Below are 23,118 nucleotides of genomic sequence, written 5' to 3'. Positions count from 1 at the left end.
CGTTCACCACTCCGTGGAAATGAAGACGTTCTTGGTCTCGGTGAACGCCGCCAGGGCGTCCGGGCCGAGTTCCCTGCCGAGTCCGGACTGCTTGAAGCCGCCGAACGGGGTCCAGTAGCGGACGGAGGAGTGGGAGTTCACAGAGAGGGCGCCGGACTCGACCGCCCTGGCCACGCGCAGCGCCCGCCCGACGTCGCGGGTCCAGATGGAGCCGCTCAGGCCGTAGGGGGTGTCGTTGGCGATGCGTACGGCCTCCGCCTCGTCCTCGAACGGCGCCACCGACAGCACCGGGCCGAAGATCTCCTCCGTGAACGCCCGGTCGGTGACGGCGGGGGTCAGCACGGTCGGCGGGAACCAGTAGCCCTTGCCCTGGGGGCAGGCCCCTTGCAGGTAGGGGGTGCCCTCGACGAAGCCGCGTACGCGGTCGAGATGTTCGGCGCTGATCAGCGGGCCCATCTCGGTGCTCTCGTCGAGCGGGTCGCCGACCTTGACGTCGCGGACGGCCGCGCCGAGGCGCTCCATGAACTCGTCGTACACGCCGGCCTGGACGAGGAGGCGGGAGCGGGCGCAGCAGTCCTGCCCCGCGTTGTCGAAAACGGCATAAGGAGCGGTTTTGGCCGCTTTTTCGAGATCTGCGTCCGCAAAGACGATATTTGCCGACTTGCCGCCTAGCTCCAGCGTGACCCGCTTCACCTGCGCCGCGGCCTTGGCCGCGATCTCCTTGCCCACCTCGGTCGAGCCGGTGAACACGATCTTGGCCACGCCGGGATGCTCCACCAGGCGGGCTCCCGCGACCTCCCCTGCCCCAGGCAGCACCTGGAGCACCCCCTCGGGGAGGCCCGCCGCCAGGGCCAGCTCGGCCAGCCTCAGCGCGGTCAGCGGAGTCCATTCGGCCGGCTTGACGATCACCGTGTTGCCGGCCGCCAGCGCGGGGGCCACGCCCCACGACATGATCAGCATGGGGAAGTTCCACGGCACGATGACGCCCACGACGCCCAGCGGCTCCTGGAACGTCATGTCCACGCCGCCGGGCACCGGGATCTGCTTGCCGTGGTTGCGCTCAGGGGCTCCGGCGTAGAAGTGCAGCACGTCACGTACGGCGCCGGCCTCCCAGCGCGCGTTGCCGATCGGATGCCCGGCGTTGGCCAGCTCCAGCCCCGCCAGCTCGGCGCCGTGCTCGCCCACCAGGTCGGCGAAGCGCCGCAGCAGCCGCGCCCGGTCGCCGGGTGACACCTCGCGCCAGCTCCCGTAGGCCGCCCTGGCACGCTCCACCGCCCGGTCGACCTCGGCCGCGTCCACCGCCTCGACGTCGGCCAGGACCTCTTCAGTCGCGGGGTTGATGATCTTCATGCCTGCCCGTCACATCCGCTCGAAACCACGAAACAGCTCCCAATCCGTCACCGCCGCGTCGAACGCGGCCAGCTCCACCCGCGCGTTGTTCGCGTAGTGCTCGACCACGTCATCGCCGAACGTCTCGCGGGCCAGCTTCGACCCCTCGAACAGCGCCAGCGCGTCGCGCAGCGTGTGCGGCACGGTCTCGGCGCCGGAGTCGTAGGCGTTGCCCGCGAAGGGCTCCTCCAGCGGCAGCTCGTTGTCGATGCCGTGCAGCCCGGCCGCGATCAGCGCGGACACGGCGAGGTACGGGTTGACGTCGCCGCCCGGCACCCGGTTCTCCACGCGCAGCGACAGGCCGTGGCCGACGAGCCGCAGGGAGCAGGTGCGGTTGTCCACGCCCCACTTGACGGCCGTGGGGGCGAAGCTGCCCGGGACGTAGCGCTTGTAGGAGTTGATGTTCGGGGCGTACAGGAGGGTCAGCTCGCGCAGGCAGGCGAGCTGACCGGCGATGAAGCGGGCGCCGAGCGGGGACAACCCGTACGGCTCCGAGCCCGCCATGACCGGGTCGCCTTCGAGGCTGCGCAGCGAGATGTGAACGTGGCAGGAGTTGCCCTCGCGCTGGTTGGGCTTGGCCATGAAGGTGATCGACCTGCCGTCCTGGGCGGCGATCTCCTTGGCGCCGTTCTTGTAGATGGCGTGGTGGTCGCAGGTCCGCAGCGCCTCGTCGTAGCGGAAGGCGATCTCGTGCTGGCCCAGGTTGCACTCGCCCTTGGCGGACTCGACGTAGAGCCCGGCGCCCTCCATGCCGCGCCTGATGCGGCGCAGCAGCGGTTCGACGCGGGCCGTGCCTAGGAGCGAGTAGTCGACGTTGTACAGGTTCGCCGGTGAGATGTCCCGGTAGGCGCGCTTCCAGGCGTCCTCGTAGCTGTCCTCGTAGACGATGAACTCCAGCTCGGTGCCCACGTACGCGGCCAGCCCGCGCTCGCGCAGGCGGGCGATCTGCCGGCGCAGGATCTGGCGGGGCGAGGCGGTCACGTCGCCGCCGCCCTCCCAGGCCAGATCCGCCATCAGCATCGCGGTCCCCTCCTGCCACGGCACCCGGCGCAGCGTCGCGAGGTCCGGCTTCATGACGAAGTCGCCGTAGCCCCGCTCCCAGGACGACATCGCGTAGCCGGCCACGGTGTTCATGTCGACGTCCACCGCGAGCAGGTAGTTGCAGCCCTCCGAGCCGTGCTCCAGCACCTCGTCCAGAAAATAGCGCGCGGACAGCCGCTTGCCCTGCAACCTGCCCTGCATGTCGGCGATCGCGAGGAGCACGGTGTCGATCCGCCCGGCCGTCACCTCGTCGTACAGGTCGCCGACAGAAAGGAATCCGGTGCCCGGTGACTGGCTCACGCTACGTCGCTCCGATCTGGCCTGACGCGCTTTCCCGTTAATTGGGCTAGTCTCAGACCATTGATGTGCATGGCGGGATCGCTTGTCAAGACCTGAGGACACGTTGGACGAGTCGGCGCGTTTGATGACGGTGCTGCGCCCGGTCAGGGCGGGTAACGCCTTCGAGGAGACCGTGGAGCGCCTGCTCCAGGCCATCAAGCTGGGCGTGGTCCCGCCGGGCGACAAGCTGCCTCCCGAGCGCGAGCTCGCCGTCCGGCTCGGCATCAGCCGGGTCACCCTGCGCGAGGCGATCCGCGCGCTGTCCGAGGCGGGCTACCTCGACGTACGGCGTGGCCGCTACGGCGGCGCCTTCGTCACCTACGCCCCGCCCCAGCCGGAGGACGGCGATCTGCGGCAGGCGGTCAGGGAGATGGGCCTGGCCGAGCTGTCGGACGCCCTGACCTTCCGGCTGGCGGTGGAGTGCGGGGCGGCGCAGGTGCTGGCCGCCTCCGAGCTGACGGAGGAGAAGCGGGCCGTGCTCGTCCGCCGCCTGTCGGAGCTGAACGAGGCCGCCATCGAGGACTACCGCCGGCTCGACACGGCCTTCCACCTGTCCATCGCGGAGCTGACCGGCTCGACCCTGCTGGCCACCACGTGCGCGGACGCCCGCTCCAGGGTCAGCGACCTGCTGAACGCCATCCCCATGCTGCAGGTCAACCTGGACCACGCCGCCGGGCAGCACCAGGCCATCGTGGACGCCATCCTCGCCGGCGACCCGGACGCGGCTCGCCGGGCGGTGGCCGAGCACCTGGAAGGGACTGCCGCCCTCTTACGGGGTTTCCTCTCCTGACAGGTGGCGGCGCAGCCGCTCGTGGCGAAACTGGTAGACGGGACCGACGGCACACGCGTGATGGCCGCCGAAGGCGAGCCCGAACAGCAGCGAGACGGGCCAGGCGAGCACGACCGCGACGAGCGCGGCCAGGCCGCCCCCGGGCACCGCGCCGCCGATCAGAGCTCGCGCGTCGCCCGGCCGCCCGGCGAGCCGCCACCAGGTGATGTCCCGGTCGCGGGCCAGCGTGCCGAGCCACCGCGTCGCGTCCTCCGGCGCCCAGCGGCGGCGCGGGCGGAACGGGCCCTTGGCGGGCGGCCTGGCGGCGATGAGGGCCGGGACGACATGGCCGGCAGGCAGGAGTCCAGGTAGTCGGAGGCGGCCTGCGGGGTCAGCGCCTTCGGCAGGATGATGGCGGCGCCGGTGAGCGCGCGTCCCCCTCCTGGACCGTCGCGGGCCAGCCGGGCGGGCGCGTCATCGCCGTACCGTGGCGAGCGCAGGCCCGGGTCCCTGGCCAGGCGGTCGGCCGAGCAGCACCTGGGCGACGCCGCCCAGATCGACGCCGGCGCCCGCATCCATGCTGCCGATGACCAGGGCGCTGAGCGTCGCCAAAGCGATCAGCGCCACGGCGGCCACGGCGGTCCGCCGTCTCACGATCGTGAGCATGTACGACGACGATGGTCCCGGCAAGTGACCTAGAAGGGGCAGGGGGCTCGTACCATCAGTTTCAGGGTCATGGGGAACTGGTTCCAGCAAAGTATCGTCGCCACGGGACGGCTGCCGCTGTTCTGTTACTTCGTCACGCTCATCGTGGCGTTCATCGCCACGCGCATCAACGTGCGCCTGATCAGGGCGAAGATCGGCTGGTTCCGCAACCTGAACGTGGGCGAGATGCACATCCACCACGTCGTGTTCGGCGTCGTGCTGATGCTCGTCGGCGGGGTCGCCGGCCTCATCGTCTCGCCCGCTTCACCCGCCTCGCAGGTCGGCCCGAGCGCCGCGGCCTGCATCTTCGGCATTGGCTCCGCGCTGGTGCTGGACGAGTTCGCGCTGATCCTGCACCTGCACGACGTGTACTGGGAGGAGGAGGGCCGCACCTCGGTGGACGCGGTCTTCATCGCCGTCGCCGTCACCGGCCTGCTGCTCATCGGCCTGCGCCCGCTCACCTGGGACTACGGCACCCTGGTCAACCCGGCCGCGCTGATCGTCGCGAACCTGGCTTTAGCCGTCGTCACGCTGCTCAAGGGGAAGATCTGGACGGGGATGGCGGGCCTGTTCGTCCCGCCGATGCTCCTCGTCGGCGCGGTCCGGCTGGCGCGGCCGGGCTCGCCGTGGGCGCACTGGTTCTTCGCCAGGCGCTCGCCGCGCAAGATGGCCAAGGCCATCCATCGGGAGGAGCGGTGGCGGCGGCCGGTCATCAAGGTCAAGATCGCCTTCCAGGAGTTCCTCTCGGGGCGGCACGATCTCCCGTCGACGCGGCGCGGGAGACGGCACACGTGAGCCACAGTGGCCTGATGCGCCTCCCGCCCTTCCACGGGCGCGTGCTGGAGGCCGTGCTGCCGGTCTGCGACGGCTACGGCCTGGTGCTCGCGGGCGGCTACGCGATCAGGGCCCATGGGTTCACCGACCGGCCCAGCCAGGGCCTCCAGTTCGCCACCGCCGCGGAGATCCCGTTGCCGTCCGTGGCCGAGGGCGTCGTCGGAGCGTGCGGAGCCGCGGGTCTGGCCGCGTCGGTCGTCGAGCTCATGCCGCGGATGGGCCGGCTGGTCGTGCGGGACGTGGAGACCGGCGAGAAGTGCGGGTTCGGCCTGCTGCGCGAGGCCCTCCGGCAGCGCCCGGTCACCTGTGGGCCCGTGAAGGTGCTCGGCCTGGACGACGCGGTCGGGCTGAAGATGCGCGCCCTGCACGAGCGCGGCCTCGTGCGCGACGTCATCGACGTCGCCTCCGTGGCGGGCACATACTCCTGTCGCGAGCTCGAGCAGCTCGCGGTCGCGCACCACGAGCGCTTCTCGCTCGACGAGCTGCTCGTGCGGCTGGAGTTCGTCGACATGATGGACGACGCGGCGTTCGAGGACTACGGCGTGGGCGAGGAGCGGATCAGGGAGATCCGGCTCTTCGCCCAGTCCTGGGTGGAGGACATCAAGCTGCGCAGGGTCGAGGACGGGGACGCCGAGCACGACGATCCCGACCTGCCCGGCATCGACTGACGGGGTGGCCGCCCGTCAGAAGGAGGCGACCGAGCGGAGGGCCAGGCCGGCGCCCAGCAGGACGACCATGGCGGCCGTGCCCACCGGAGCCAGGCCCGACAGCCTGGCGGCCAGGCGGCGGCCGGCCGAGGCGCGCTGCTCCAGCCGGTCCACGAGCTTGACCAGGAGCAGGCCGGTGAGCGTGAGGGTGGCCGCCATGCCGACGCCGTACGCGGTCACCAGCGCCACTCCGAACCAGGTGCGGCCGAGCGCGATCGCGCCGAGCAGCACGATCAGGGCCGACGGACTGGGCACCAGCCCGCCCGCCACACCCAGGCCGATCAGCCCCGTCCGCTTCCGCTTCCGCTCGCCCTTGCCCTCGCCCTCGCCCTCGCTGTCGCTGTCGCCGTCGCCGTCGCCGTCGCCGTCGCCGTCGTGCCCGTGTCCATGGCCGTGACCGTGACCGTGCCCATGGCCGTGACCGTGACCGTGCCCATGGCCGTGGCCGTGGCCGTGGCCGAAGCCGTGCAGGGAGGTGTGGCGGGCGTTCAGGAGGAGGCGGAGGCCGATGACGGCGATCAGGACGCCGCTGGCCAGCCCCAGCCAGGCCAGCACCGACTCTCCCGCCAGCGCCGTGAAGACGCTCAGCAGCAGCCCCACCACCAGCACCCCGACCGTGTGCGTGGCCGTCACCGTCGCCCCCACCACGAGCGCGTCGCGCGGGCGGCCGCGCCGGCCGGCCAGGTACGCCGCCATGATGGTCTTGCCGTGCCCGGGGATCAGCGCGTGCCCGGCCCCCAGCACCACGGCCAGCCCGACCGCCAGCAGACCGAGCGGCAGGGTCAGCGAGTCGGAGCCGATGAGGCCGGTGAACGTCCGGTCGAGCGCGGCCAGCGCGTCGCCGATCGGCCCGCCGATCTCGATCCCGGACGGCAGGCCGCTCGCGGGAGCGCCCGTGCCGCCCCCGGCCGCGGGCGCGCCGCCGAGTGCGGGCCCGGACACGGTGAACGTGGCCGTGCGCTGGTCGAGCGGGTCGGTCAGCAGATCCTCGGGGTACGACTGCAGCTCGTTGCTCACGCTCGTCGTGGGCACCGACGAATCGGTCAGCCGTACCCCGTCGCCCACCGCGGTGATCTCACGCCAGCCGATCCGGTCCTGCTCGAACCCGTCGGTGAACTCCACGGCCCCCGCGGCACGGACTTCGGCCACGAGCCGGCACACCAGTCGGCTGGTCTGGAGACCCCCTTGGCCGGGGGTGTAGGCGAAGGACGACTGGGTCACCCGCCACGGCACCGGCCGGCCGGCCACCTCCAGGCGCTGGGCCGCGGCCAGCGCGGTGCAGCGCCGGGCCGCGTACGTGCCGTCCACGTCCGGCCTGGCCTGCAGGGTGGGCAGCTCGGCCATGTCCACGACGGCGTGGTTGCGGATGTCGGAGGGCGAGACCCGCAGGCCGTTGTAGTGGTTGACGGTGAAGTTCCCCAGCGGGTGCGCCGTGGTCGCGGCGTGGGCGGCGGCGACGAGCAGGAGGCTCACGCACAGCGACAGCACCAGGCCCGTCGCGACGGACAGCAGGCCGAGCCTGACCAATCTCATGAGAACCTCGCCAGTGCGGACAGCGTCGGGTCGAAGCCGGGATCCACGCGGGCCGAGCGGCCGAGCGCCCGCTCGATCGTGGCGCGGTGATAGCGCAACAGCGGGTTCTGCCAGCCGGTCGCGGTGGCCTTCTTCGCGTACGGCAGCGCCTCGGCCGGCCGACCGGCCTTGAACAGGGCCCAGGCCAGGGCGTCGGCGGCGACGAGGTTCGGGTTGCGGGCGTATTCGGTCCTGGCGTGCCGCACGGCCAGCGCCGGATCCCCGTGGTCGGCCTCGAACTCGGCCCACGTCAGGTCGTCGCGCACGCCCGCGGCCTGGAACAGCTTGCGCTGCGCCTTGAGCAGCGTCCAGTCGGCCGCCTGGCCCGCCTTGAGCCGGGTCTCGCCCTGCTCGATGAGGTACTGGGGGAGCGGCAGCCGGTCCACCACCGTCTGGTAGACGTCGAGCGCCTCGGTCAGCCGGCCGCCCAGCGCCGCGGTCCTGGCCTGGCCCGCGAGCGCGGGGGTGTAGGCCGGGTAGGCCTGCAGGGCCTTGGCGTACCAGGCGCCGGCCGTGGCCAGGTCGCCGGAGTGGAGCGCCAGCTCGCCCAGGTAGTAGCGGGCGTAGGCGAGGTCGGCGGGCAGCCAGGCGTCGTTGTGGGCGAGTTCGAGGTAGCGGCGGGCGCCGTCCGTGTCGCCGCGCAGCTCGGCCGCGTACGAGGCGCGGGCGAAGGCCGGCACTCCGGGGCGCAGGCCCAGCATCTTGTCCACGGCCTGCTGGGCGCCGCGCAGATCCCCGAGCTGTGTCTTCGCGTCGGCCAGCACGCCGTAGGCGGGAGTGCCGTACGGGTTGACGGCGATGGCCTGCTCGGCCAGCCGGACCGCGGTGGAGAACTCGTGGCGGCCCGCGGCCAGCGCCGCCTGGCCGGCGAGGACGGTGTCGTCGCGCGGCGCGAGCTTGGCGCCGGTGGCCAGCGCGCCCTCCGCCTTGGTGTAGTACGACGGGTCGCCGGTGATCCTGGCCTGGTCGACGTACTGGGAGGCGAGCTGGGCCCAGCCGCGGTAGTCGGCGGGCAGGCGCTTGAGCCGCGCCTGCAGCGTCTCGGCGGCAGGCCGGTCCGCCACCGGCTCCGGCGCGGGCGCGGCGGAGAAGGAGAAGATCGTGAAGGCCATGGCCCCCAAGAGGGCAAGTCCGGCGATTATCGCGAAGGCGCGCATGTCCAATGCTCCAGAGCTGGGTACGGGGCCGGCCGACCGTGACGGGGAACACGGCCGGCCGGCCCTCTCTATGGCGGCAGACGATGGGAGACGGGAGTCTGCCGCCGGAAGGACCGGCCTGCTTGGAGAGGGAGCAGGCCGGTCAGGTCGCTATCGCCTGTTCACCGCGACGTTGCTGGGGAGCGGGATGTACGGGAACGACTGCAGGAAGGGCCGGTCGTTCCTGTCCACCTTGTCCGTCAGCCCCGGCACGAGCTTGCCGGACTGGGCGGCGCCCGCCACGGCCTGCAGCTCGATGTCCACGACGTCGTCGGAGAGCCGGCGGCCGTTCGGGAACCCCTGGAGGTCACCGCCCAGCACGCCCAGCCGGTTCGGGTCCTTCGTGGGCGGGATCGACATGTTGAGCCGCAGCATCTCGGAGGGGCGCAGCTTGGCCGCGTCCTTGTTGAGGCTCTGCGAGTTCAGGTCGGCCTTGATCGGGCCGTTGGCCTTGGCGATGCCGGTCAGGAAGATCTCGACCAGGTCGTTGCGCGGGGTGGCGGGCGCCTTGATGCCGTAGGAGGACTGCAGCAGCCTGGCCAGCTCGGGGTCGGTGACCCGCTTGACCAGAGCGTCCACATCGGCGTCCTTCTCCGGAGGCAGGGCGTTGAACGCGTCCTTGAGCCCGGCGGGAGCCACGACCTCGTTGACCAGGGGGTTGCCCAGCCGCGAGACCTGGACGAACTTCTCGCCGTTGAACTTGTCCGTGGTGGACCAGACGCCGATCACGGGGTTGTTCTTCGCGTCGCCCTTGATGGCCAGGTCCGAAGCGGGCACCTGCAACGCGATCGTGTTGACGTTGTAGCCCTTGGTGGTGTCCTGGCCGACCTCGGACAGGTCACAGCCGTACAGGCAGTCGAACACGCGCAGGTCGAGGAAGAACGCCTCGTCCGCCTGCCCGGCGAACGTCTTGCCGCCGTCCGGCAGGTTCCTGATGGACTGGGCGCGCAACGTGCCGTAGTTCGGCATCGAGGCGGGGCCGACGTTGCTCGGCGCGACGATGCCGTCCGAGATCAGCGTCGTGGAGCCGCTCGGCGTGATGCGCTTGAGCGTGTAGCGCTGGCGGAAGAGCAGGTCGGGGTCGTTCAGCGAGGTGACGGGCGCCTTGTTGTACAGGAACGTGTCGTTGCCGCGCTTGTCCTCGTTGCGGAACACCCACTCGTAGGTGATGTCCGGCTTGGCGTCGCCATCGTTGTCGATCTTGATGTTGTGGCGGGACTTGGTGGCGAACGGGTAGAAGTTCGGGCCGCCCTGAGGCTCCTCGAACGGGATCCAGTTCGCCAGCAGGGTCACCGTGTCGGCCTTGTCCGGGCTGACGAACGCGTACACGTCGGTGTTGTCGTGTTGCGGGTCGGCCGAGATGGCCGGGGCCTCACGGTGTGAGGAAGCGATGCCGGAGTCGGTGCGGAGCACGGCCAACGACGACGCGGCTACCGCTGCGGCGAGGCCAATTCCGACAAGAGCGCGCCGGTGGATCCGGAGCTCCATGGTTCGGTCCTTTCCAAAGGGCTGATCGGGTGGTACGAGGTTCCGGCCGGGTTCCTCGACGCCCTATTCGTCCAAGGGCCGCCTTCTGGATGTCGCCACTCTCGCGGCTTTTTTCGACGCCCTCTCCTCCTCGGTGTCTCCTCCTCAAGGAGGAGGGGTCAACCAAAGTTGACATACTTAGGTCGTCAATCTAGGTTGACGTCATCGGGGGGTGCGGATCGCGCGGTCCCGTTCGTTGAAGCAAATCGAGAAATGTCGTGAAAGGAGATGCGGTGGTCAAGGAGTTGCTCGCCTACATTCGCCCGCACCGGAAGATCCTCGTCCTGGGCGGGTTGCTGGGTTTGATCGGCTCGGTGGCGGGCCTCGCGATGCCGTTGCTGGCCAAGTACGTGGTGGACGCGTTCGGCCAGGATCAGTCCATGGCCGGGCCGCTGTTAGGACTGACCGTCGCCGTGCTGGTCGGCGCCGTCGTGTCGGCCTCCGGCAGCTATCTGATGGAGCGCACGGGCGAGGGCATCGTGCTCGGCGCGCGGCGCAAGCTGGTGGACCGGATGCTCCGGCTCAAGGTGGCCGACGTGGACCGGCTCAAGCCCGGCGACCTGCTGTCGCGGGTCACCGGTGACACGACGTTGCTGCGCGCGGTGCTGACCAACGGCATCGTCGAATCGGTCAGCGCGGCGTTCATGCTGGTCGGCGCCATCATCATGATGGCGACCATGGACGGGGTGCTGCTGCTCGTCACGCTGCTGGTGGTGGTGGTGATCGGCGGCCTGGTCGCGCTGATCATGCCGAAGATCCAGCGGGCGCAGCTGGCCGCGCAGGAGGCCGTGGGCGACATGGGCGCGGTGCTGGACCGGGCGCTGCAGGCGTACCGGACGGTCAAGGCGAGCGGCGCGGAGGAGCGGGAGATCGCCGTGGTCGGCGACGCCGCCGTGCGGGCCCGCGACCGGGGGCTGCAGGTCGCCGGGTGGACCTCGCTGGCCGGGGTGGCGACCTGGATGGCGGTGCAGATCGCGTTCCTGTGCGTGCTGGCGGTCGGCGGCTCCAGGGTCGCCTCGGGCGCGCTGGACGTCTCCTCGCTGATCGCGTTCCTGCTGTACCTGTTCTACCTCGTGCCGCCCATCGGGCAGCTGGTCCAGGGCGGAGTGCAGCTCCAGAACGGGCTGGCCGCGATGAGCCGGATCAAGGAGATCGAGAGCCTGCCCGCCGAGCCGGTCAGCGTCGCGGTGGCCGAGAGCGCCGAGCCGGTCGGGGTGACGTTCGAGGACGTGGAGTTCAGGTACGGCGACGACCGGCCGATCGTGCACGACGGGGTCACCTTCGAGGTGCCGCCCGGCGGGCTGACCGCGCTGGTGGGGCCGTCGGGAGCGGGCAAGTCCACGGTCTTCGGGCTGCTGGAGCGCTTCTACGACCACCAGGGCGGCGTCATCACCGTCGGCGGGCGCGACATCCGCGACTGGCCGCTGGGCGAGCTGCGGGCCACGCTCGGGTACGTCGAGCAGGACGCCCCCGTGCTGGCCGGCACGCTGCGGGAGAACCTGCTCTTCGCCGCCCAGGACGCCACCGAGGAGGAGCTGACCCGCGCGATCGCCCGTACGAGGCTCGACGACCTGGTCTCCCGGCTGCCCGAGGGGCTGGAGACGGCGGTCGGGCACCGCGGCGTGCTGCTGTCGGGCGGCGAGCGGCAGCGCGTCGCCATCGCCAGGGCACTGCTGCGCAAGCCCAGGCTGCTGCTGCTCGACGAGGCCACCTCGCAGCTCGACGCGGTCAACGAGCTGCGGCTGCGCGAGGTCATCGCCGAGGTGGCGACGGAGACGACCGTGCTGGTCATCGCGCACCGGCTGTCCACCGTGACCAACGCCGACCGGATCGTGGTCATGGAAGGCGGCGGCGTACGGGCGGTCGGCACGCACGACGAGCTGGTCGGCGCGGACGAGCTGTACCGGGAGCTGGCCGCCACGCAGTTCCTGGTCAGCTGAGCGCGCTGTCGCATGCTGCCGATCTCGGTAGTCGGGGTTAGTCTCTTCGTGAATGGGTTCATTCACGAAGGGACCGCCCATGAGCAGGACCGTCCGCGCCCCGCGCGGCACCACGATCACCGCGAAGGGCTGGCCGCAGGAGGCCGCGCTGCGCATGATCCAGAACAACCTCGACCCCGAGGTGGCCGAGCATCCCGAGCAGCTCGTGGTGTACGGCGGATCAGGCAAGGCGGCGCGTGACTGGCCCTCGTTCGACGCGATGGTCAGGACGCTCACCACGCTGGAGGGCGACGAGACCCTCCTCGTGCAGTCGGGGCGGCCCGTGGGCGTGTTCCGCACCCACGAGTGGGCCCCCCGAGTGCTCATCGCCAACTCCAACCTGGTGCCCGACTGGGCCAACTGGGAGGAGTTCCGGCGGCTGGAGGCGGCCGGGCTCACCATGTACGGCCAGATGACCGCGGGCTCCTGGATCTACATCGGCACGCAGGGCATCCTCCAGGGCACGTACGAGACGTTCGCGGCGGTCGCGGCCAAGAGGTTCGGCGGATCGCTGGCCGGGACGATCACGCTGACCGCGGGGCTCGGCGGGATGGGCGGCGCCCAGCCCCTGGCCGTCACCATGAACGGCGGCGTGGTCATCTGCGTCGACTGCGACCCGCGCTCGGTCACCCGCCGCATCGAGCACCGCTACCTCGACGTGCAGGCGTCGTCGGTGGAAGAGGCGCTGCGGCTGGCCTACGAGGCTCGCGACGCCCGCCGCCCGCTGTCGATCGGCGTCGTCGCCAACGCCGCCGAGGCCGTGCCCGGCCTGCTGGCCTCCGGCGCGGAGATCGACATCGTGACCGACCAGACCTCGGCGCACGACCCGCTGATGTACCTGCCGCTGGGAGTGGCGTTCGAGGACATGGCGGCCGAGCGCGACAAGGACCCGGCCGGGTTCACCGAGCGGGCGCGGGCCTCGATGGCGCGGCACGTCGAGGCCATGGTCGGGTTCCAGGACGCGGGCGCCGAGGTCTTCGACTACGGCAACTCCATCAGGGGCGAGGCCCAGCTGGCCGGATACGCGCGGGCCTTCGACTTCCCCGGGTTCGTGCCCGCCTACATCAGGCCGCTGTTCTGCGAGGGGAAGGGGCCGTTCAGGTGGGTCGCGCTGAGCGGCGACCCGGCCGACATCGCCGCCACCGACCGGGCCATCCTGGAGCTCTTCCCCGACAACGAGCCCCTGTCCAGGTGGATCAGGAAGGCCGGGGAGAAGGTGCACTTCCAGGGGCTGCCCGCGCGCATCTGCTGGCTCGGCTACGGCGAGCGCAACATCGCGGGCGAGCGGTTCAACGACATGGTGGCCTCCGGCGAGCTCCGGGCGCCCATCGTGATCGGGCGCGACCACCTCGACAGCGGCTCGGTCGCCTCCCCCTACCGGGAGACCGAGGCCATGGCCGACGGCTCCGACGCGATCGCGGACTGGCCGCTGCTGAACGCCATGCTCAACACGGCCTCGGGGGCGGCCTGGGTGTCGATCCACCACGGCGGCGGGGTCGGCATCGGGCGCTCCATCCACGCCGGCCAGGTGACCGTGGCCGACGGCACCGCGCTGGCGGGGGAGAAGCTCAACCGGGTCCTCACCAACGACCCGGGCACGGGCGTCATGCGGCACGTGGACGCGGGCTACGACACGGCCGCGGAGGTGGCCGCCGAACGCGGGGTCCGCATCCCCATGCGCGAGTCCTGACCTCGCCACCTGGGAGCCGGTTCTCAGGTTGAGGGATGAGAATGCCGGTCAGGCAACGTTGGAGGTGGCGTGGCGGACGGATATCACGGTGGGCTGGGCGTGCTGCTGGATGGCCGGAGGCTGTCACCCGTGCAGCGGCGGATCGCGCACTATCTCGGCGAGCATCTCGATGAGGCCATCTTCCTGTCCAGCGTGGAGCTGGCCGAGCGGGCGGGGGTCAGCCAGCCGTCGGTGACCAGGTTCGCCATGGTGCTGGGGTTCGCGGGCTATCCCGAGCTGCGGCAGGCGCTGCGGCCGCTGGTGCTGGGCGGCGGGGTGGAGGGCCCGCAGGAGAGCCTGCTGCGCGGCGCCATCGACGGTGAGATCCGCAACCTGGCCCTGGTCAGGGAGCGCCTGCCGGCGTTCCCGCTGAAGGAGCTGGGCGAGCAGCTGGCCGCCACCGAGCCGCTGCCGGTGCTCGGGCTGCGCGTCTCGTGCGGGCTGGCCACCACCTTCGCCTACTACGCCCGCCGCATCCATCCCGACGTCCGGCTGCTCACCCACGGCGGCTCCGAGCTGACCGACGGGCTGCACGCGGCGCGGCGGGCCGGCGCGGAGTGGGTGGTGGCCGTGGTGCTGCCGCGCTATCCCACCGAGGCCGTGCAGGCGCTGGAATACGCGGAGAAGATGGGCCTGCGGGTGGCCGCGATCACTGACAGGTCCGACTTCCCGGCCGAGGTCGTGCTGGACGCGCCGGTCGGCGACCGGCTCGTGTTCGACTCCCACGCGGCGCCGCTGGCGCTGGCCATGGCCCTGGTGGAGGCCATGGCCGACGCCGCGCCGCTGCGCACCCAGGCCAGGCTGGAGGAGTACGAGCGGATGACCGACGAGACCGGTACGTTCCTATCCGGCGATCCTGCGCAGTGAGCGCATCGACCAGATCGTGGTGAGCACCGCCAGCCCGACGAACAGCCCGAACGCGATCGGGATCGACGAGTCCGACAGCCGCCCGTCGAACAACGCCCGCCCGGCCTCGACCGCGTGGTAGAGCGGGTTGATCGGGGCCAGGGTCTGCATCCAGCCGGGCGCGAACGCGATCGGCACGAACATCCCGGCCAGCAGCATGATCGGCAGCATGAACAGGTTGAGCGTCTGCGACATGCCGTTCTCGTCGCGCACGGTCAGCGCCAGCCCCTGCGACAGCCCCGAGGCGAACAGCCCGGTCGCGGCCATGAGCAGCAGCACCAGCACCACCTCGACGGCCCCGATCCTGACCCCCATCGCGACGGCCACGATCAGCACCAGGATGGCCTGGAAGACCAGCATGACCATGTCCTTGGCCACCCGCCCGAGCACGATGGCCGGCCGCCACGCGGGGCTGACGGCATAGCGTTCGAGAGAGCCGTTGCGCAGCTCGGCGATCAGCCCGAACCCGGAGAACAGCGACCCGAACACGGCGATCATCATCATCGCCGCCGGGGTGAACATCCGCACCGCGTCGACCGTCGTGCCGCCCGGGGTCAGCGACTTCAGCAGCGGCGCGAACATCAGCAGGTAGAGCACCGGTTGCATGATGCCGAACAGCGGCCAGATGGGATTGCTGAACGACTTCTTCAGCTCGTAGCCCGTGAACAGGGCGGCGTGGCGGATCATGCGGCGGCTCCAGCGTCGCGGAGGGTGCGGCCGGTCTTGGCCAGGAACACGTCGTCCAGCGTGGAGCGGTCGAGCGCGATCGAGGTCAGCGCCAGGCCCTGCTCCTCCAGCGCGCGCAGCAGGGCGGGCAGCGTGTGCTCGCCGTCGTCCACGTAGACGCGCAGCACGTCCTCGTCCACGCGGGTCTCGCGGGCGTGCGGCTTGAGTGTCTCGGCGGCCCGCTCCAGCTCGTTCACCCTGAGCGTGATGACGTCGCCGGAGACCTCGCGCTTGAGCGCGGCCGGGGTGCCCTCGGCCACGACCAGGCCGTGGTCGACGATCATCAGCCGGTCGCACAGCACGTCGGCCTCGTCGAGGTAGTGGGTGCTGAGCAGCACGCTGGTGCCCGCCTCGCGCAGCTGCCTGATGCGCTCCCACAGGTTGGCCCGGTTCTGCGGGTCGAGGCCGGTGGTCGGCTCGTCGAGGAACAGCAGCGGCGGGTTGTGCACCAGCCCGATCGCGATGGCGACCCGGCGCTTCTGGCCGCCGGACAGCGTGCGGCCGGGACGGTCGGCGATCTCGGCCAGGTCGAAGCGCTCCAGCACGCCGGCCGTCGCGCCCTTCGGGTCGTCGACGGAGTGGATCCTGGCGGCCATCATGATCTGGGCCCTGGCGCTGGTCGTGTCCTCCACGCCGCCGGCCTGGCTCACGTAGCCGAGCTCGCGCCGGATGGCCGCGGGGTCCTTGCGCAGGTCGTGGCCCGCGATGACGGCCGTGCCCGCGTCGGGGGTGATCAGGGTGGAGAGCATCCTGATCGTGGTGGTCTTGCCGGCGCCGTTGGGGCCGAGCACACCGAAGATCTCACCCTTCTCCACGTCGAGGTCCACGCCGCGCACGGCCTCGACGGTCTGGGTGCCCTTCCTGCTCCTCGTGGTGAACGTCTTACGTAAACCCTGTGCCTCGATGATCATTGAGGTGTTCAGCTCCTTGCTTTTTCAAGGCAGTTCGCCGGCCTCAACCTGCTTGATCGCCTTTTCGACCCAGTCGAGCTGGGCCTGGAGCATGGCTCTCGTCAGGCGGAGGTTCTCGCGAATGTGATCAGGAGCGCCGTGGTGATGCTTGAGGTCGATGACATGGCCCATGGTGTCGACGCTCGTCTTGAGCTGCGTCATCCTGCCATACAGAGCGGCCAGAAGCTCCTGGTTTTCCAGCCGGTCCATGAACGTCATCGCCACCTGGAACGGGTCCACGATCGGCTTGACCTCGTACCACGCGCCCATCAGCAGCCGGCGGAACTCCATGCGGCCGTCCTCGGTGAGCGCGTAGACGACCTTGCCGCCCTTGCCGGCCTCGACGATCTCCAGCAGGCCCTCGTCGGCCATCTTGCCCAGGCCGTGGTAGATCGAGCCGAACGCCACGTTCGCCCAGTTGTCGGCGCCCATGACCTCCAGGCGCCGGCGGACTCCGTAGCCGTTCATGGGGCCGTCGAGCAGGGCGCCGAGGATCAGGATGCGGGTCGATGACATGTATTCAAGTTTGTACTCAAATTTGAGTGATCGTCAACCTCAAATAGGCTGGCCTCATGAGTGAACGACCAACGGCGCTGGTCACAGGCGCTTCCCGGGGCATCGGCGCGGCCGTCGCCAGGGCCCTGGGCCCGACGCACCACGTCATCCTCGGCGGCAGGGACGAGCAGGCGCTCGCGGCCGTGGCGGCGGAGCTGCCCGACGCCGAGCCCTGGCCGGTGGAGCTGACCGCGGTCACGGAGGCGGACGTCGCGGGCATCGGGCGGCTCGACGTGCTCGTCCACAGCGCCGGGATCGGCGTGCTCGGCAGGATCGCCGACCAGCCCGCCGACGTGTGGCGCAGGACCATGGAGGTCAACGTGGTCGCGGTGGCCGAGCTGACCAGGCTGCTCCTGCCGGCGCTCCGGCAGGCGGGCGGCCACGTCGTGTGCGTCAACTCGGGCTCGGGGCAGCGCGCGAACCCCGACTGGGCCGCCTACGCGGCCAGCAAGTTCGCGCTCAAGGCCTTCGCCGACGCGTTGCGGCTGGAGGAGCCGCGGCTCAGGGTCACCACCGTTTACCCGGGCAGGACCGCCACCGACATGCAGCGCGGCGTGCGGGAGTACGAAGGCGGCGAGTTCGAGCCCGGCAAGTACCTCACCCCGGAAACCGTCGCGCGGGCCCTGCTGGCCGCCGTGAACGCCGGCCCCGACGCCCACCTCACCGAGCTGACCGTCCGGCCCAGAGGCGGTCCCGTCAACTGAACTGAATGGGTCCATTCACTAGAGTGGGGCCATGCTTGAACCACTCGCGCACATAGGACGAGACCCTGCGACCGGCGGCTACCTCAGGGACGCCTGGTCGGCGGCCGACATGGAGCTGCGCGAGTGGTTCGCGGGCGAGGCCGCCCGGCGCGGTCTGGACCTGCGCGAAGACCGCAACGGCAACCTGTGGGCGTGGTGGGGCGACCCGTCCCGCCGCCCGGGCGTGGTGACCGGCAGCCATCTCGACTCCGTCCGCCAGGGCGGCGCGTACGACGGGCCGCTCGGCGTCGTGTCCGCCTTCGCCGCGCTGGATCTCCTGCGCGCCCGCGGCCTCGATCCGTCGGTGCCGCTGGGCGTGGCCTGCTTCACCGACGAGGAGGGCGCCAGGTTCGGCGTCCCCTGCATGGGCTCGCGGCTGCTGACCGGGGTGCTCGACCCCGGCAGGGCGCTCGCGCTGACCGACGACGAGGGCGACACGCTGGCCGACGTCCTGGCCAGGGCGGGGCGGGAGCCGCACGGGCTCGGGCGCGACGACGAGACGCTGGCCACCGTCGGCACGTTCGTGGAGCTGCACGTCGAGCAGGGCCGCGGGCTGGTGACCGAGGGCCGGCCGGTGGGCGTGGCCCAGGCGATCTGGCCGCACGGGCGGTGGCGCTTCGACTTCCGCGGGCGCGCCGACCACGCGGGCACCACGAGGCTGGCCGACCGGGACGACCCGATGCTGCCGTTCGCCCGCATGGTCCTGGCCGCGCGGGAGGCCGCGGCCCGGCGCGGCGTGGTGGCCACGGTCGGCAAGGTGCGCGTCTCGCCGGGCAACGCCAACGCGGTGCCCGGCCTCGTCTCGGCCTGGCTCGACGCGCGCGGGGCCGACGAGCACGCGGTCCGGGCCCTCGTCGCCGAGCTCGCCGAGCTCTCTGGGCTCGCCGGGTTCTCTGGGCTCGCGGAGCTGTCTGAGCCGGCGGGCGCCGCGGACGGGACGGGTGGCCCGGGTGTGAGCGTCAGGGAGGAGTCGTGGACGCCGGTGGTCGACTTCGACACGGCGCTCAGGGACCGGCTGGCCGGGATCGCGGGCGGCGACACGCCCGCGCCGATCCTGCCCACGGGAGCCGGTCACGACGCGGGAATCCTCGCCACGGCGGGCATCCCGAGCGCCATGCTGTTCGTCAGGAACCCCACGGGCGTCTCCCATTCCCCCGACGAGCACGCCGAGCGGGCAGACTGCGAGGCGGGAGTGGTGGCACTCGCGGACGTGCTGGAGGATCTGTGTCGCTGACCTACTGGTGCGAGCAGGCCTGGCTGCCCACCGGCGTCACGCCGGGCGTGCTCGTCGAGATCGAGGGGACCAGGATCGCCAGGGTCGGCCAGGGGGAGCCGGGCGCGGCGGAGCGGCTGGCGGGGCTGACCATCCCCGGCCTGGCCAACGCCCATTCCCATGCCTTCCACCGCGCCCTGCGCGGCCGCACGCAGGAGGGGAAGGGCGACTTCTGGACCTGGCGCGACGGCATGTACGAGGTGGCCGCCGAGCTCGACCCCGACAGCTACCTCCGGCTCGCCAGGGCCGTCTACGCCGAGATGGCGCTGGCCGGGGTCACCTGTGTCGGCGAGTTCCACTACCTGCACCACCAGCCCGACGGGCGACCGTACGCGGACGCCAACGCGATGGGCCACGCCCTCGTCACCGCCGCGCTCGACGCCGGGCTGCGCATCGCGCTGCTCGACACCTGCTACGTGTCGGGCGGCGTCGGCGCGGCGCTGTCCGGCACGCAGCGGCGCTTCAGCGACGGGGACGCCGACCGCTGGGCCGCCCGCACCGAGGACCTGGCCGCCGCCTACGAGGGCAGGCCCGAGGTGGAGATCGGCGCGGCCATCCACTCGGTGCGCGCGGTGCCGCCCGAGCAGATGCCGGTAGTGGCCGAGTTCTCCGCCCACCAGGCCGCGCCGCTGCACGTGCACGTCTCCGAGCAGCGGGCGGAGAACGCCGCCTGCGTGGAGCTGTACGCGGCCACGCCCATGCAGGTGCTGCAGGAGCGCGGGGCGCTGGGGCCGCGTTCGACCGCGGTGCACGCGACCCACCTGACCGACGCGGACGTCGAGCTGCTCGGGCAGTCCGGCGCGTACATGTGCATGTGCCCCACCACCGAGCGCGACCTCGCGGACGGCATCGGCCCGGCCAGGACGGTGGCCGACCGGGGCACGCAGATCACGCTCGGCTCCGACAGCCATGCCGTGATCGACCTGTTCGAGGAGGCCAGGGCCGTGGAGCTGAACGAGCGGCTGGCCGCCGAGCAGCGCGGCCACTGGCCCGCCGCCGACCTGCTCACCGCCGCCACCGGCGCCGGCCACGCCTCGCTCGGCTTCCCCGACGCCGGGTCGCTGGTGCCCGGCGCGTGGGCCGACCTGGTGTCCGTACGGATGGACTCCGTGCGTACGGCGGGTGCGAAGGGGCTGGAGGCCGTGGTGTTCGCGGCCACGGCGGCGGACGTGCACTCGGTCGTCACCGGCGGGCGCCGGGTGGTCGCCGATGGCCGGCACCGGCTCGGCGATGTCGGATCCATGCTGGCCGAAACGATAGGGAGCCTGCGATGACCACGACGTTGATCGACGGGATCGGGCTGCTGTACACCGGCGACCCCGAGCGCGAGGAGATCCGGGACGCGGCCGTGGTCGTCGAGGACGGCCTGATCGCCTGGACCGGGCCCGCCGGCGAGGCTCCCGACGCCGACGAGCGGGTGGACGTGGCCGGCCGCTGCGTGATTCCCGGCTTCGTGGACAGCCATGCGCACCTGGTCTTCGCCGGGGACAGGACGGCCGAGTTCCAGGCCCGCATGTCCGGCGAGCCGTACACCGGAGGCGGCATCAGGACCACGGTCGCCGCCACCCGGCAGGCGAGCGACGCCGCGCTGGCCACCCGGGCACTCGGCCTGGTGAACGAGATGCTCGCGCAGGGCACGACCACCGTGGAGATCAAGAGCGGCTACGGGCTGTCGGTCGAGGACGAGCGGCGGACGCTGGAGATCGCCACCGGGCTGACCGACGAGACCACCTTCCTCGGGGCGCACGTCGTGCCCGCGGACATGGACGCCGACTCCTACGTCCGGCTGGTGGCCGGGGAGATGCTCGACGCGTGCGCACCGTACGCGAAGTGGGTGGACGTGTTCTGCGAGCGCGGCGCCTTCGACGGCGACCAGACGCGCGAGATCCTGAGCGCCGGGCTGAAGGCGGGCCTCGGGGCGCGGGTGCACGCCAACCAGCTCGGCGCGGGGCCGGGGGTGCGGATCGCGTGCGAGCTGGGCGCCGCCTCCGCCGACCACTGCACCCATCTGACGGCGGCCGACGTCGACGCGCTGGCGGGCTCGGACACGGTGGCGACGCTGCTGCCGGGGGCCGAGTTCTCGACGCGGTCGCCCTATCCGGACGCCCGGCGGCTGATCGACGCGGGCGCGACCGTGGCCCTGGCGACCGACTGCAACCCGGGGTCGTCGTTCACCTCGTCGATGGCGTTCTGCGTGGCGCTGGCCGTCCGCGAGATGCGGATGACGCCGCTGGAGGCGATCAGGGCGGCGACGTACGGCGGGGCACGCGCGCTGCGGCGCACGGACGTAGGCTGGGTGCGGCGCGGAGCCCGCGCCGACCTCGTCGTGCTGGCGGCCCCCTCTTACGTACACCTCGCTTACAGACCCGGCGTTCCCCTTGTCCACCAGGTGTTTCGCGAGGGTCTCCTCCTTTAGGAGGACATCCAGAACCATCCCTCGGTCGTAGTTGTTTAGGGAATCTTTGCATCTGGCCGGACGTTGGCCGGGTATAGAACGCAGCTGCGGAACGAGGTGCCAGGGGATGGCAAGGCCTACGGGGAGTCGCACGCAGGAGCAGCACGTCGCTGATCGCGATCTGCTGGGGACCTATCTGGCCGAGATCGGCCGGGTCCCGCTGCTCACGGCGGAGGAGGAAGTGGAGCTCGCCAAGCGGATCGAGGCGGGTCTCTTCGCAGAGCAGCTGCTCGACAGCGGGGGCTCGGAGCCGCGGATCGGGGACGCGGCGGACGAGGAGCTGGAGCGCCTGGCCATTTCCGGCCAGCGGGCCAAGGACGAGTTCATCCAGGCCAACCTGCGCCTGGTGGTGGCGGTGGCCAGGAAATACTCCGGGCGCGGGATGCCGTTGATCGACCTGGTCCAGGAGGGGAATCTGGGCCTGGTCCGCGCGGTGGAGAAGTTCGACTACCGGCGGGGGTACAAGTTCTCCACTTACGCGACGTGGTGGATCAGGCAGTCGGTCGGCCGGGCCATCCACGAGCAGGCGCGGCCGGTGCGGCTGCCGACCCATGCCGGGGAGCAGATGACCCGGTTGATGCGGGTCCGGCGCGACATCCTGGCCGAGTTCGACGCCGAGCCCACCGATGACGACCTCGCCGGGCTCCTCGACCTGCCGATCGAGCGGGTCCGCGAGCTGCGGCGGTGGGCCTCCGACCCCGTCTCGCTGCAGCTCGGCGTGGGCGACGAGGACGAGACCGAGCTCGGCGACATGATCGCCGACGAGACGTGGGCCGATCCCGAGCAGCAGGCCATCGACATCCTGGAGCGGGAGCGGCTCGACGAGTGGCTGACCGGGCTCGAGGGCGACACCAGCGAGATGCTGCGCTGGCGCTACGGCCTGGTGGACGGCCGCGAGCACACGCTCACCGAGGTCGGGGAGCGTTACGGCATCGGGCGCGACCGCGCCCGCCGGATCGAGCGGGACGCGCTGGCGCGGCTGCGCAAGATGGCCACCGCCGCCGCCTGACCCCATCCGGACGAAAGCCCTGCACCGGCCGAGCCGGCGCAGGGCTTCTTCGCGTGGGCGCGGCGCTCAGCTTTCGGTGGGTGCTTCCCGGCTCCCGCGCAGCAGGCGGCGCAGGAACTCCTGGACGGCCGCCTCGGCCGTGCTGCGCTCGCCGCCCCTGGCCACCAGCAGGACGCTCTCGTTGATGGCGGCCAGCAGCATGTGCGCGTGCAGGTCCAGGAACTCGCGCGGCACCGTGCGGGTCGCCGCCAGCGCCGCCTTGAGCATCCCGAACGAGTAGCGCTCCTCCATGGCCCGCCACCGCTGCCACCCCAGCACCGCGGGCGCGTCGATGAGCACGATGCGCTGGATGACCGGATCGCCGGCGAGCCTGATCCAGGCCAGGACGCCTGCTTCGAGCGACTGCGCCGGGTCGGTGATCCCGCGCACGGCCTGCATGATCTGCTCGCCCACCGCCGACTCCGTGGCCTCCAGCACCGCCTCGAACAGCGCGTCCTTGCCCGCGTAGTGGTGGTAGAGGGCCCCTCTGCTCAGCCCTGACTCCTGCAGCACGGTCTCGATCGAGGTGTCGTCGTAGCCGCGCTCGGCGAACAGCCGCGTGGCGATCGCCAGGACCCTGTCGCGGGTGGCCGCGCCGCGTTCCGCCTTGAGGTTCATGGAACCACTATAGACAAACCGACTGTCGGTCGGTAATTTCATAGACCGACAGTCGGT

The 23,118-nt window shown here is 71.5% G+C and carries 22 protein-coding genes; 11 read left to right on the top strand and 11 right to left on the bottom strand.

Annotated features, from left to right (window positions below):
• Positions 1-3 precede the first annotated feature (3 nt).
• Both ETD85_RS06955 and ETD85_RS06950 read right to left on the bottom strand, forming a co-directional pair.
• Positions 4-1,350, bottom strand: coding sequence for an aldehyde dehydrogenase family protein (locus tag ETD85_RS06955; RefSeq protein ID WP_138688766.1), 1,347 nt, complete (start codon positions 1,348-1,350; stop codon positions 4-6).
• A 9-nt stretch (positions 1,351-1,359) separates the two neighbouring features.
• A complete protein-coding gene (locus tag ETD85_RS06950; RefSeq protein WP_379507383.1) occupies positions 1,360-2,688 on the bottom strand; it encodes a glutamine synthetase family protein in 1,329 nt (442 codons plus the stop codon).
• Between the two features lie 166 nt (positions 2,689-2,854).
• Between ETD85_RS06950 and ETD85_RS06945 the strand changes: the two genes are divergently transcribed.
• Positions 2,855-3,559: a FadR/GntR family transcriptional regulator gene (locus tag ETD85_RS06945; RefSeq protein ID WP_138688811.1), complete on the top strand. Its 705-nt coding sequence runs from the start codon at positions 2,855-2,857 to the stop codon at positions 3,557-3,559.
• On the opposite strand, the gene ETD85_RS62915 is transcribed toward ETD85_RS06945, so the two are convergent.
• On the bottom strand, positions 3,539-3,706 hold the full coding sequence (locus ETD85_RS62915) for a hypothetical protein (RefSeq protein ID WP_170246542.1): 168 nt from the start codon (positions 3,704-3,706) through the stop codon (positions 3,539-3,541). The two genes, ETD85_RS06945 and ETD85_RS62915, sit on opposite strands and share 21 nt — an antisense overlap.
• Before the next feature lie 306 nt (positions 3,707-4,012).
• Positions 4,013-4,192 carry a hypothetical protein gene (locus ETD85_RS06940; protein WP_138688764.1) on the bottom strand — a complete coding sequence of 60 codons (180 nt, stop codon included), beginning with the start codon at positions 4,190-4,192 and terminating at the stop codon, positions 4,013-4,015.
• Positions 4,193-4,273: 81 nt separating this feature from the next.
• Between ETD85_RS06940 and ETD85_RS06935 the strand changes: the two genes are divergently transcribed.
• Positions 4,274-5,038, top strand: a complete 765-nt coding sequence (locus tag ETD85_RS06935; protein WP_138688763.1) for a hypothetical protein — start codon at positions 4,274-4,276, stop codon at positions 5,036-5,038.
• 14 nt (positions 5,039-5,052) lie between these two features.
• Positions 5,053-5,745, top strand: coding sequence for a hypothetical protein (locus tag ETD85_RS06930; RefSeq protein WP_170246541.1), 693 nt, complete (start codon positions 5,053-5,055; stop codon positions 5,743-5,745).
• Between the two features lie 15 nt (positions 5,746-5,760).
• On the opposite strand, the gene ETD85_RS06925 is transcribed toward ETD85_RS06930, so the two are convergent.
• From ETD85_RS06925 to ETD85_RS06915, 3 genes are all read right to left on the bottom strand, one after another.
• A complete protein-coding gene (locus ETD85_RS06925) occupies positions 5,761-7,317 on the bottom strand; it encodes a nickel/cobalt transporter (protein ID WP_138688762.1) in 1,557 nt (518 codons plus the stop codon).
• Complete coding sequence (locus tag ETD85_RS06920; RefSeq protein WP_138688761.1) at positions 7,314-8,468, bottom strand: tetratricopeptide repeat protein; 1,155 nt, start codon at positions 8,466-8,468, stop codon at positions 7,314-7,316. Before ETD85_RS06920 ends, ETD85_RS06925 begins: the two co-directional genes overlap by 4 nt.
• Positions 8,469-8,663: 195 nt before the next feature.
• Positions 8,664-9,965, bottom strand: a complete 1,302-nt coding sequence (locus ETD85_RS06915; protein ID WP_240779002.1) for a DUF4331 domain-containing protein — start codon at positions 9,963-9,965, stop codon at positions 8,664-8,666.
• Between the two features lie 347 nt (positions 9,966-10,312).
• Between ETD85_RS06915 and ETD85_RS06910 the strand changes: the two genes are divergently transcribed.
• The 3 genes from ETD85_RS06910 to ETD85_RS06900 all read left to right on the top strand — a co-directional run bounded on the left by ETD85_RS06910 (position 10,313) and on the right by ETD85_RS06900 (position 14,654).
• Positions 10,313-12,019, top strand: coding sequence for an ABC transporter ATP-binding protein (locus ETD85_RS06910; RefSeq protein WP_240779001.1), 1,707 nt, complete (start codon positions 10,313-10,315; stop codon positions 12,017-12,019).
• A 79-nt stretch (positions 12,020-12,098) separates the two neighbouring features.
• Complete coding sequence (gene hutU, locus ETD85_RS06905; protein ID WP_138688758.1) at positions 12,099-13,748, top strand: urocanate hydratase; 1,650 nt, start codon at positions 12,099-12,101, stop codon at positions 13,746-13,748.
• A 69-nt stretch (positions 13,749-13,817) separates the two neighbouring features.
• Positions 13,818-14,654, top strand: coding sequence for a MurR/RpiR family transcriptional regulator (locus ETD85_RS06900; protein ID WP_138688757.1), 837 nt, complete (start codon positions 13,818-13,820; stop codon positions 14,652-14,654).
• Here ETD85_RS06900 and ETD85_RS06895 read toward each other — a convergent pair.
• Genes ETD85_RS06895 through ETD85_RS06885 form a run of 3 tightly spaced genes read right to left on the bottom strand, consistent with a single transcriptional unit; the run spans position 14,631 to position 16,885 of the window.
• The gene (locus ETD85_RS06895) at positions 14,631-15,380 is read right to left on the bottom strand and encodes an ABC transporter permease (protein WP_138688756.1); all 750 of its coding nucleotides are present in this window, start codon (positions 15,378-15,380) and stop codon (positions 14,631-14,633) included. The two genes, ETD85_RS06900 and ETD85_RS06895, sit on opposite strands and share 24 nt — an antisense overlap.
• Positions 15,377-16,330, bottom strand: a complete 954-nt coding sequence (locus tag ETD85_RS06890) for an ATP-binding cassette domain-containing protein (RefSeq protein WP_206058143.1) — start codon at positions 16,328-16,330, stop codon at positions 15,377-15,379. Before ETD85_RS06890 ends, ETD85_RS06895 begins: the two co-directional genes overlap by 4 nt.
• Positions 16,331-16,354: 24 nt before the next feature.
• On the bottom strand, positions 16,355-16,885 hold the full coding sequence (locus ETD85_RS06885; protein WP_138688755.1) for a PadR family transcriptional regulator: 531 nt from the start codon (positions 16,883-16,885) through the stop codon (positions 16,355-16,357).
• 56 nt (positions 16,886-16,941) lie between these two features.
• Here ETD85_RS06885 and ETD85_RS06880 point away from each other — a divergent pair, with 56 nt between their 5' ends.
• The 5 genes from ETD85_RS06880 (at position 16,942) to ETD85_RS06860 (ending at position 22,404) form a co-directional block, all read left to right on the top strand.
• The gene (locus ETD85_RS06880) at positions 16,942-17,628 is read left to right on the top strand and encodes an SDR family oxidoreductase (RefSeq protein ID WP_138688754.1); all 687 of its coding nucleotides are present in this window, start codon (positions 16,942-16,944) and stop codon (positions 17,626-17,628) included.
• 31 nt (positions 17,629-17,659) lie between these two features.
• A complete protein-coding gene (locus tag ETD85_RS06875; protein ID WP_138688753.1) occupies positions 17,660-18,901 on the top strand; it encodes an allantoate amidohydrolase in 1,242 nt (413 codons plus the stop codon).
• On the top strand, positions 18,892-20,214 hold the full coding sequence (locus tag ETD85_RS06870) for a formimidoylglutamate deiminase (RefSeq protein WP_138688752.1): 1,323 nt from the start codon (positions 18,892-18,894) through the stop codon (positions 20,212-20,214). The genes ETD85_RS06875 and ETD85_RS06870 overlap by 10 nt, the downstream gene beginning before the upstream one ends.
• Positions 20,211-21,356: an imidazolonepropionase gene (gene hutI / locus ETD85_RS06865; protein ID WP_138688751.1), complete on the top strand. Its 1,146-nt coding sequence runs from the start codon at positions 20,211-20,213 to the stop codon at positions 21,354-21,356. Before ETD85_RS06870 ends, hutI begins: the two co-directional genes overlap by 4 nt.
• 106 nt (positions 21,357-21,462) lie before the next feature.
• Positions 21,463-22,404, top strand: a complete 942-nt coding sequence (locus ETD85_RS06860; protein WP_138688750.1) for a sigma-70 family RNA polymerase sigma factor — start codon at positions 21,463-21,465, stop codon at positions 22,402-22,404.
• A gap of 66 nt (positions 22,405-22,470) precedes the next feature.
• Here the strand turns inward: ETD85_RS06860 and ETD85_RS06855 are convergent, their stop codons facing one another.
• Positions 22,471-23,061 (bottom strand): TetR/AcrR family transcriptional regulator, encoded by a 591-nt coding sequence (locus ETD85_RS06855; RefSeq protein ID WP_138688749.1) that lies wholly within the window; start codon positions 23,059-23,061, stop codon positions 22,471-22,473.
• Positions 23,062-23,118 lie beyond the last annotated feature (57 nt).

The organism is Nonomuraea zeae (assembly GCF_005889725.1).
GTDB lineage: Bacteria > Actinomycetota > Actinomycetes > Streptosporangiales > Streptosporangiaceae > Nonomuraea > Nonomuraea zeae.
This window is presented reverse-complemented; position numbering and strand designations above follow the sequence as displayed.

Coding starts and splice junctions, on each gene's coding strand:
- ETD85_RS06955 (WP_138688766.1), bottom strand. CDS start 1,350: ATGAAGATCATCAACCCCGCGACTGAAGAGGTCCTGGCCGACGTCGAG.
- ETD85_RS06945 (WP_138688811.1), top strand. CDS start 2,855: ATGACGGTGCTGCGCCCGGTCAGGGCGGGTAACGCCTTCGAGGAGACC.
- ETD85_RS06935 (WP_138688763.1), top strand. CDS start 4,274: ATGGGGAACTGGTTCCAGCAAAGTATCGTCGCCACGGGACGGCTGCCG.
- ETD85_RS06930 (WP_170246541.1), top strand. CDS start 5,053: ATGCGCCTCCCGCCCTTCCACGGGCGCGTGCTGGAGGCCGTGCTGCCG.
- ETD85_RS06925 (WP_138688762.1), bottom strand. CDS start 7,317: ATGAGATTGGTCAGGCTCGGCCTGCTGTCCGTCGCGACGGGCCTGGTG.
- ETD85_RS06920 (WP_138688761.1), bottom strand. CDS start 8,468: ATGGCCTTCACGATCTTCTCCTTCTCCGCCGCGCCCGCGCCGGAGCCG.
- hutU (WP_138688758.1), top strand. CDS start 12,099: ATGAGCAGGACCGTCCGCGCCCCGCGCGGCACCACGATCACCGCGAAG.
- ETD85_RS06895 (WP_138688756.1), bottom strand. CDS start 15,380: ATGATCCGCCACGCCGCCCTGTTCACGGGCTACGAGCTGAAGAAGTCG.
- ETD85_RS06890 (WP_206058143.1), bottom strand. CDS start 16,330: ATGATCATCGAGGCACAGGGTTTACGTAAGACGTTCACCACGAGGAGC.
- ETD85_RS06885 (WP_138688755.1), bottom strand. CDS start 16,885: ATGTCATCGACCCGCATCCTGATCCTCGGCGCCCTGCTCGACGGCCCC.
- ETD85_RS06880 (WP_138688754.1), top strand. CDS start 16,942: ATGAGTGAACGACCAACGGCGCTGGTCACAGGCGCTTCCCGGGGCATC.
- ETD85_RS06875 (WP_138688753.1), top strand. CDS start 17,660: ATGCTTGAACCACTCGCGCACATAGGACGAGACCCTGCGACCGGCGGC.
- hutI (WP_138688751.1), top strand. CDS start 20,211: ATGACCACGACGTTGATCGACGGGATCGGGCTGCTGTACACCGGCGAC.
- ETD85_RS06860 (WP_138688750.1), top strand. CDS start 21,463: ATGGCAAGGCCTACGGGGAGTCGCACGCAGGAGCAGCACGTCGCTGAT.
- ETD85_RS06855 (WP_138688749.1), bottom strand. CDS start 23,061: ATGAACCTCAAGGCGGAACGCGGCGCGGCCACCCGCGACAGGGTCCTG.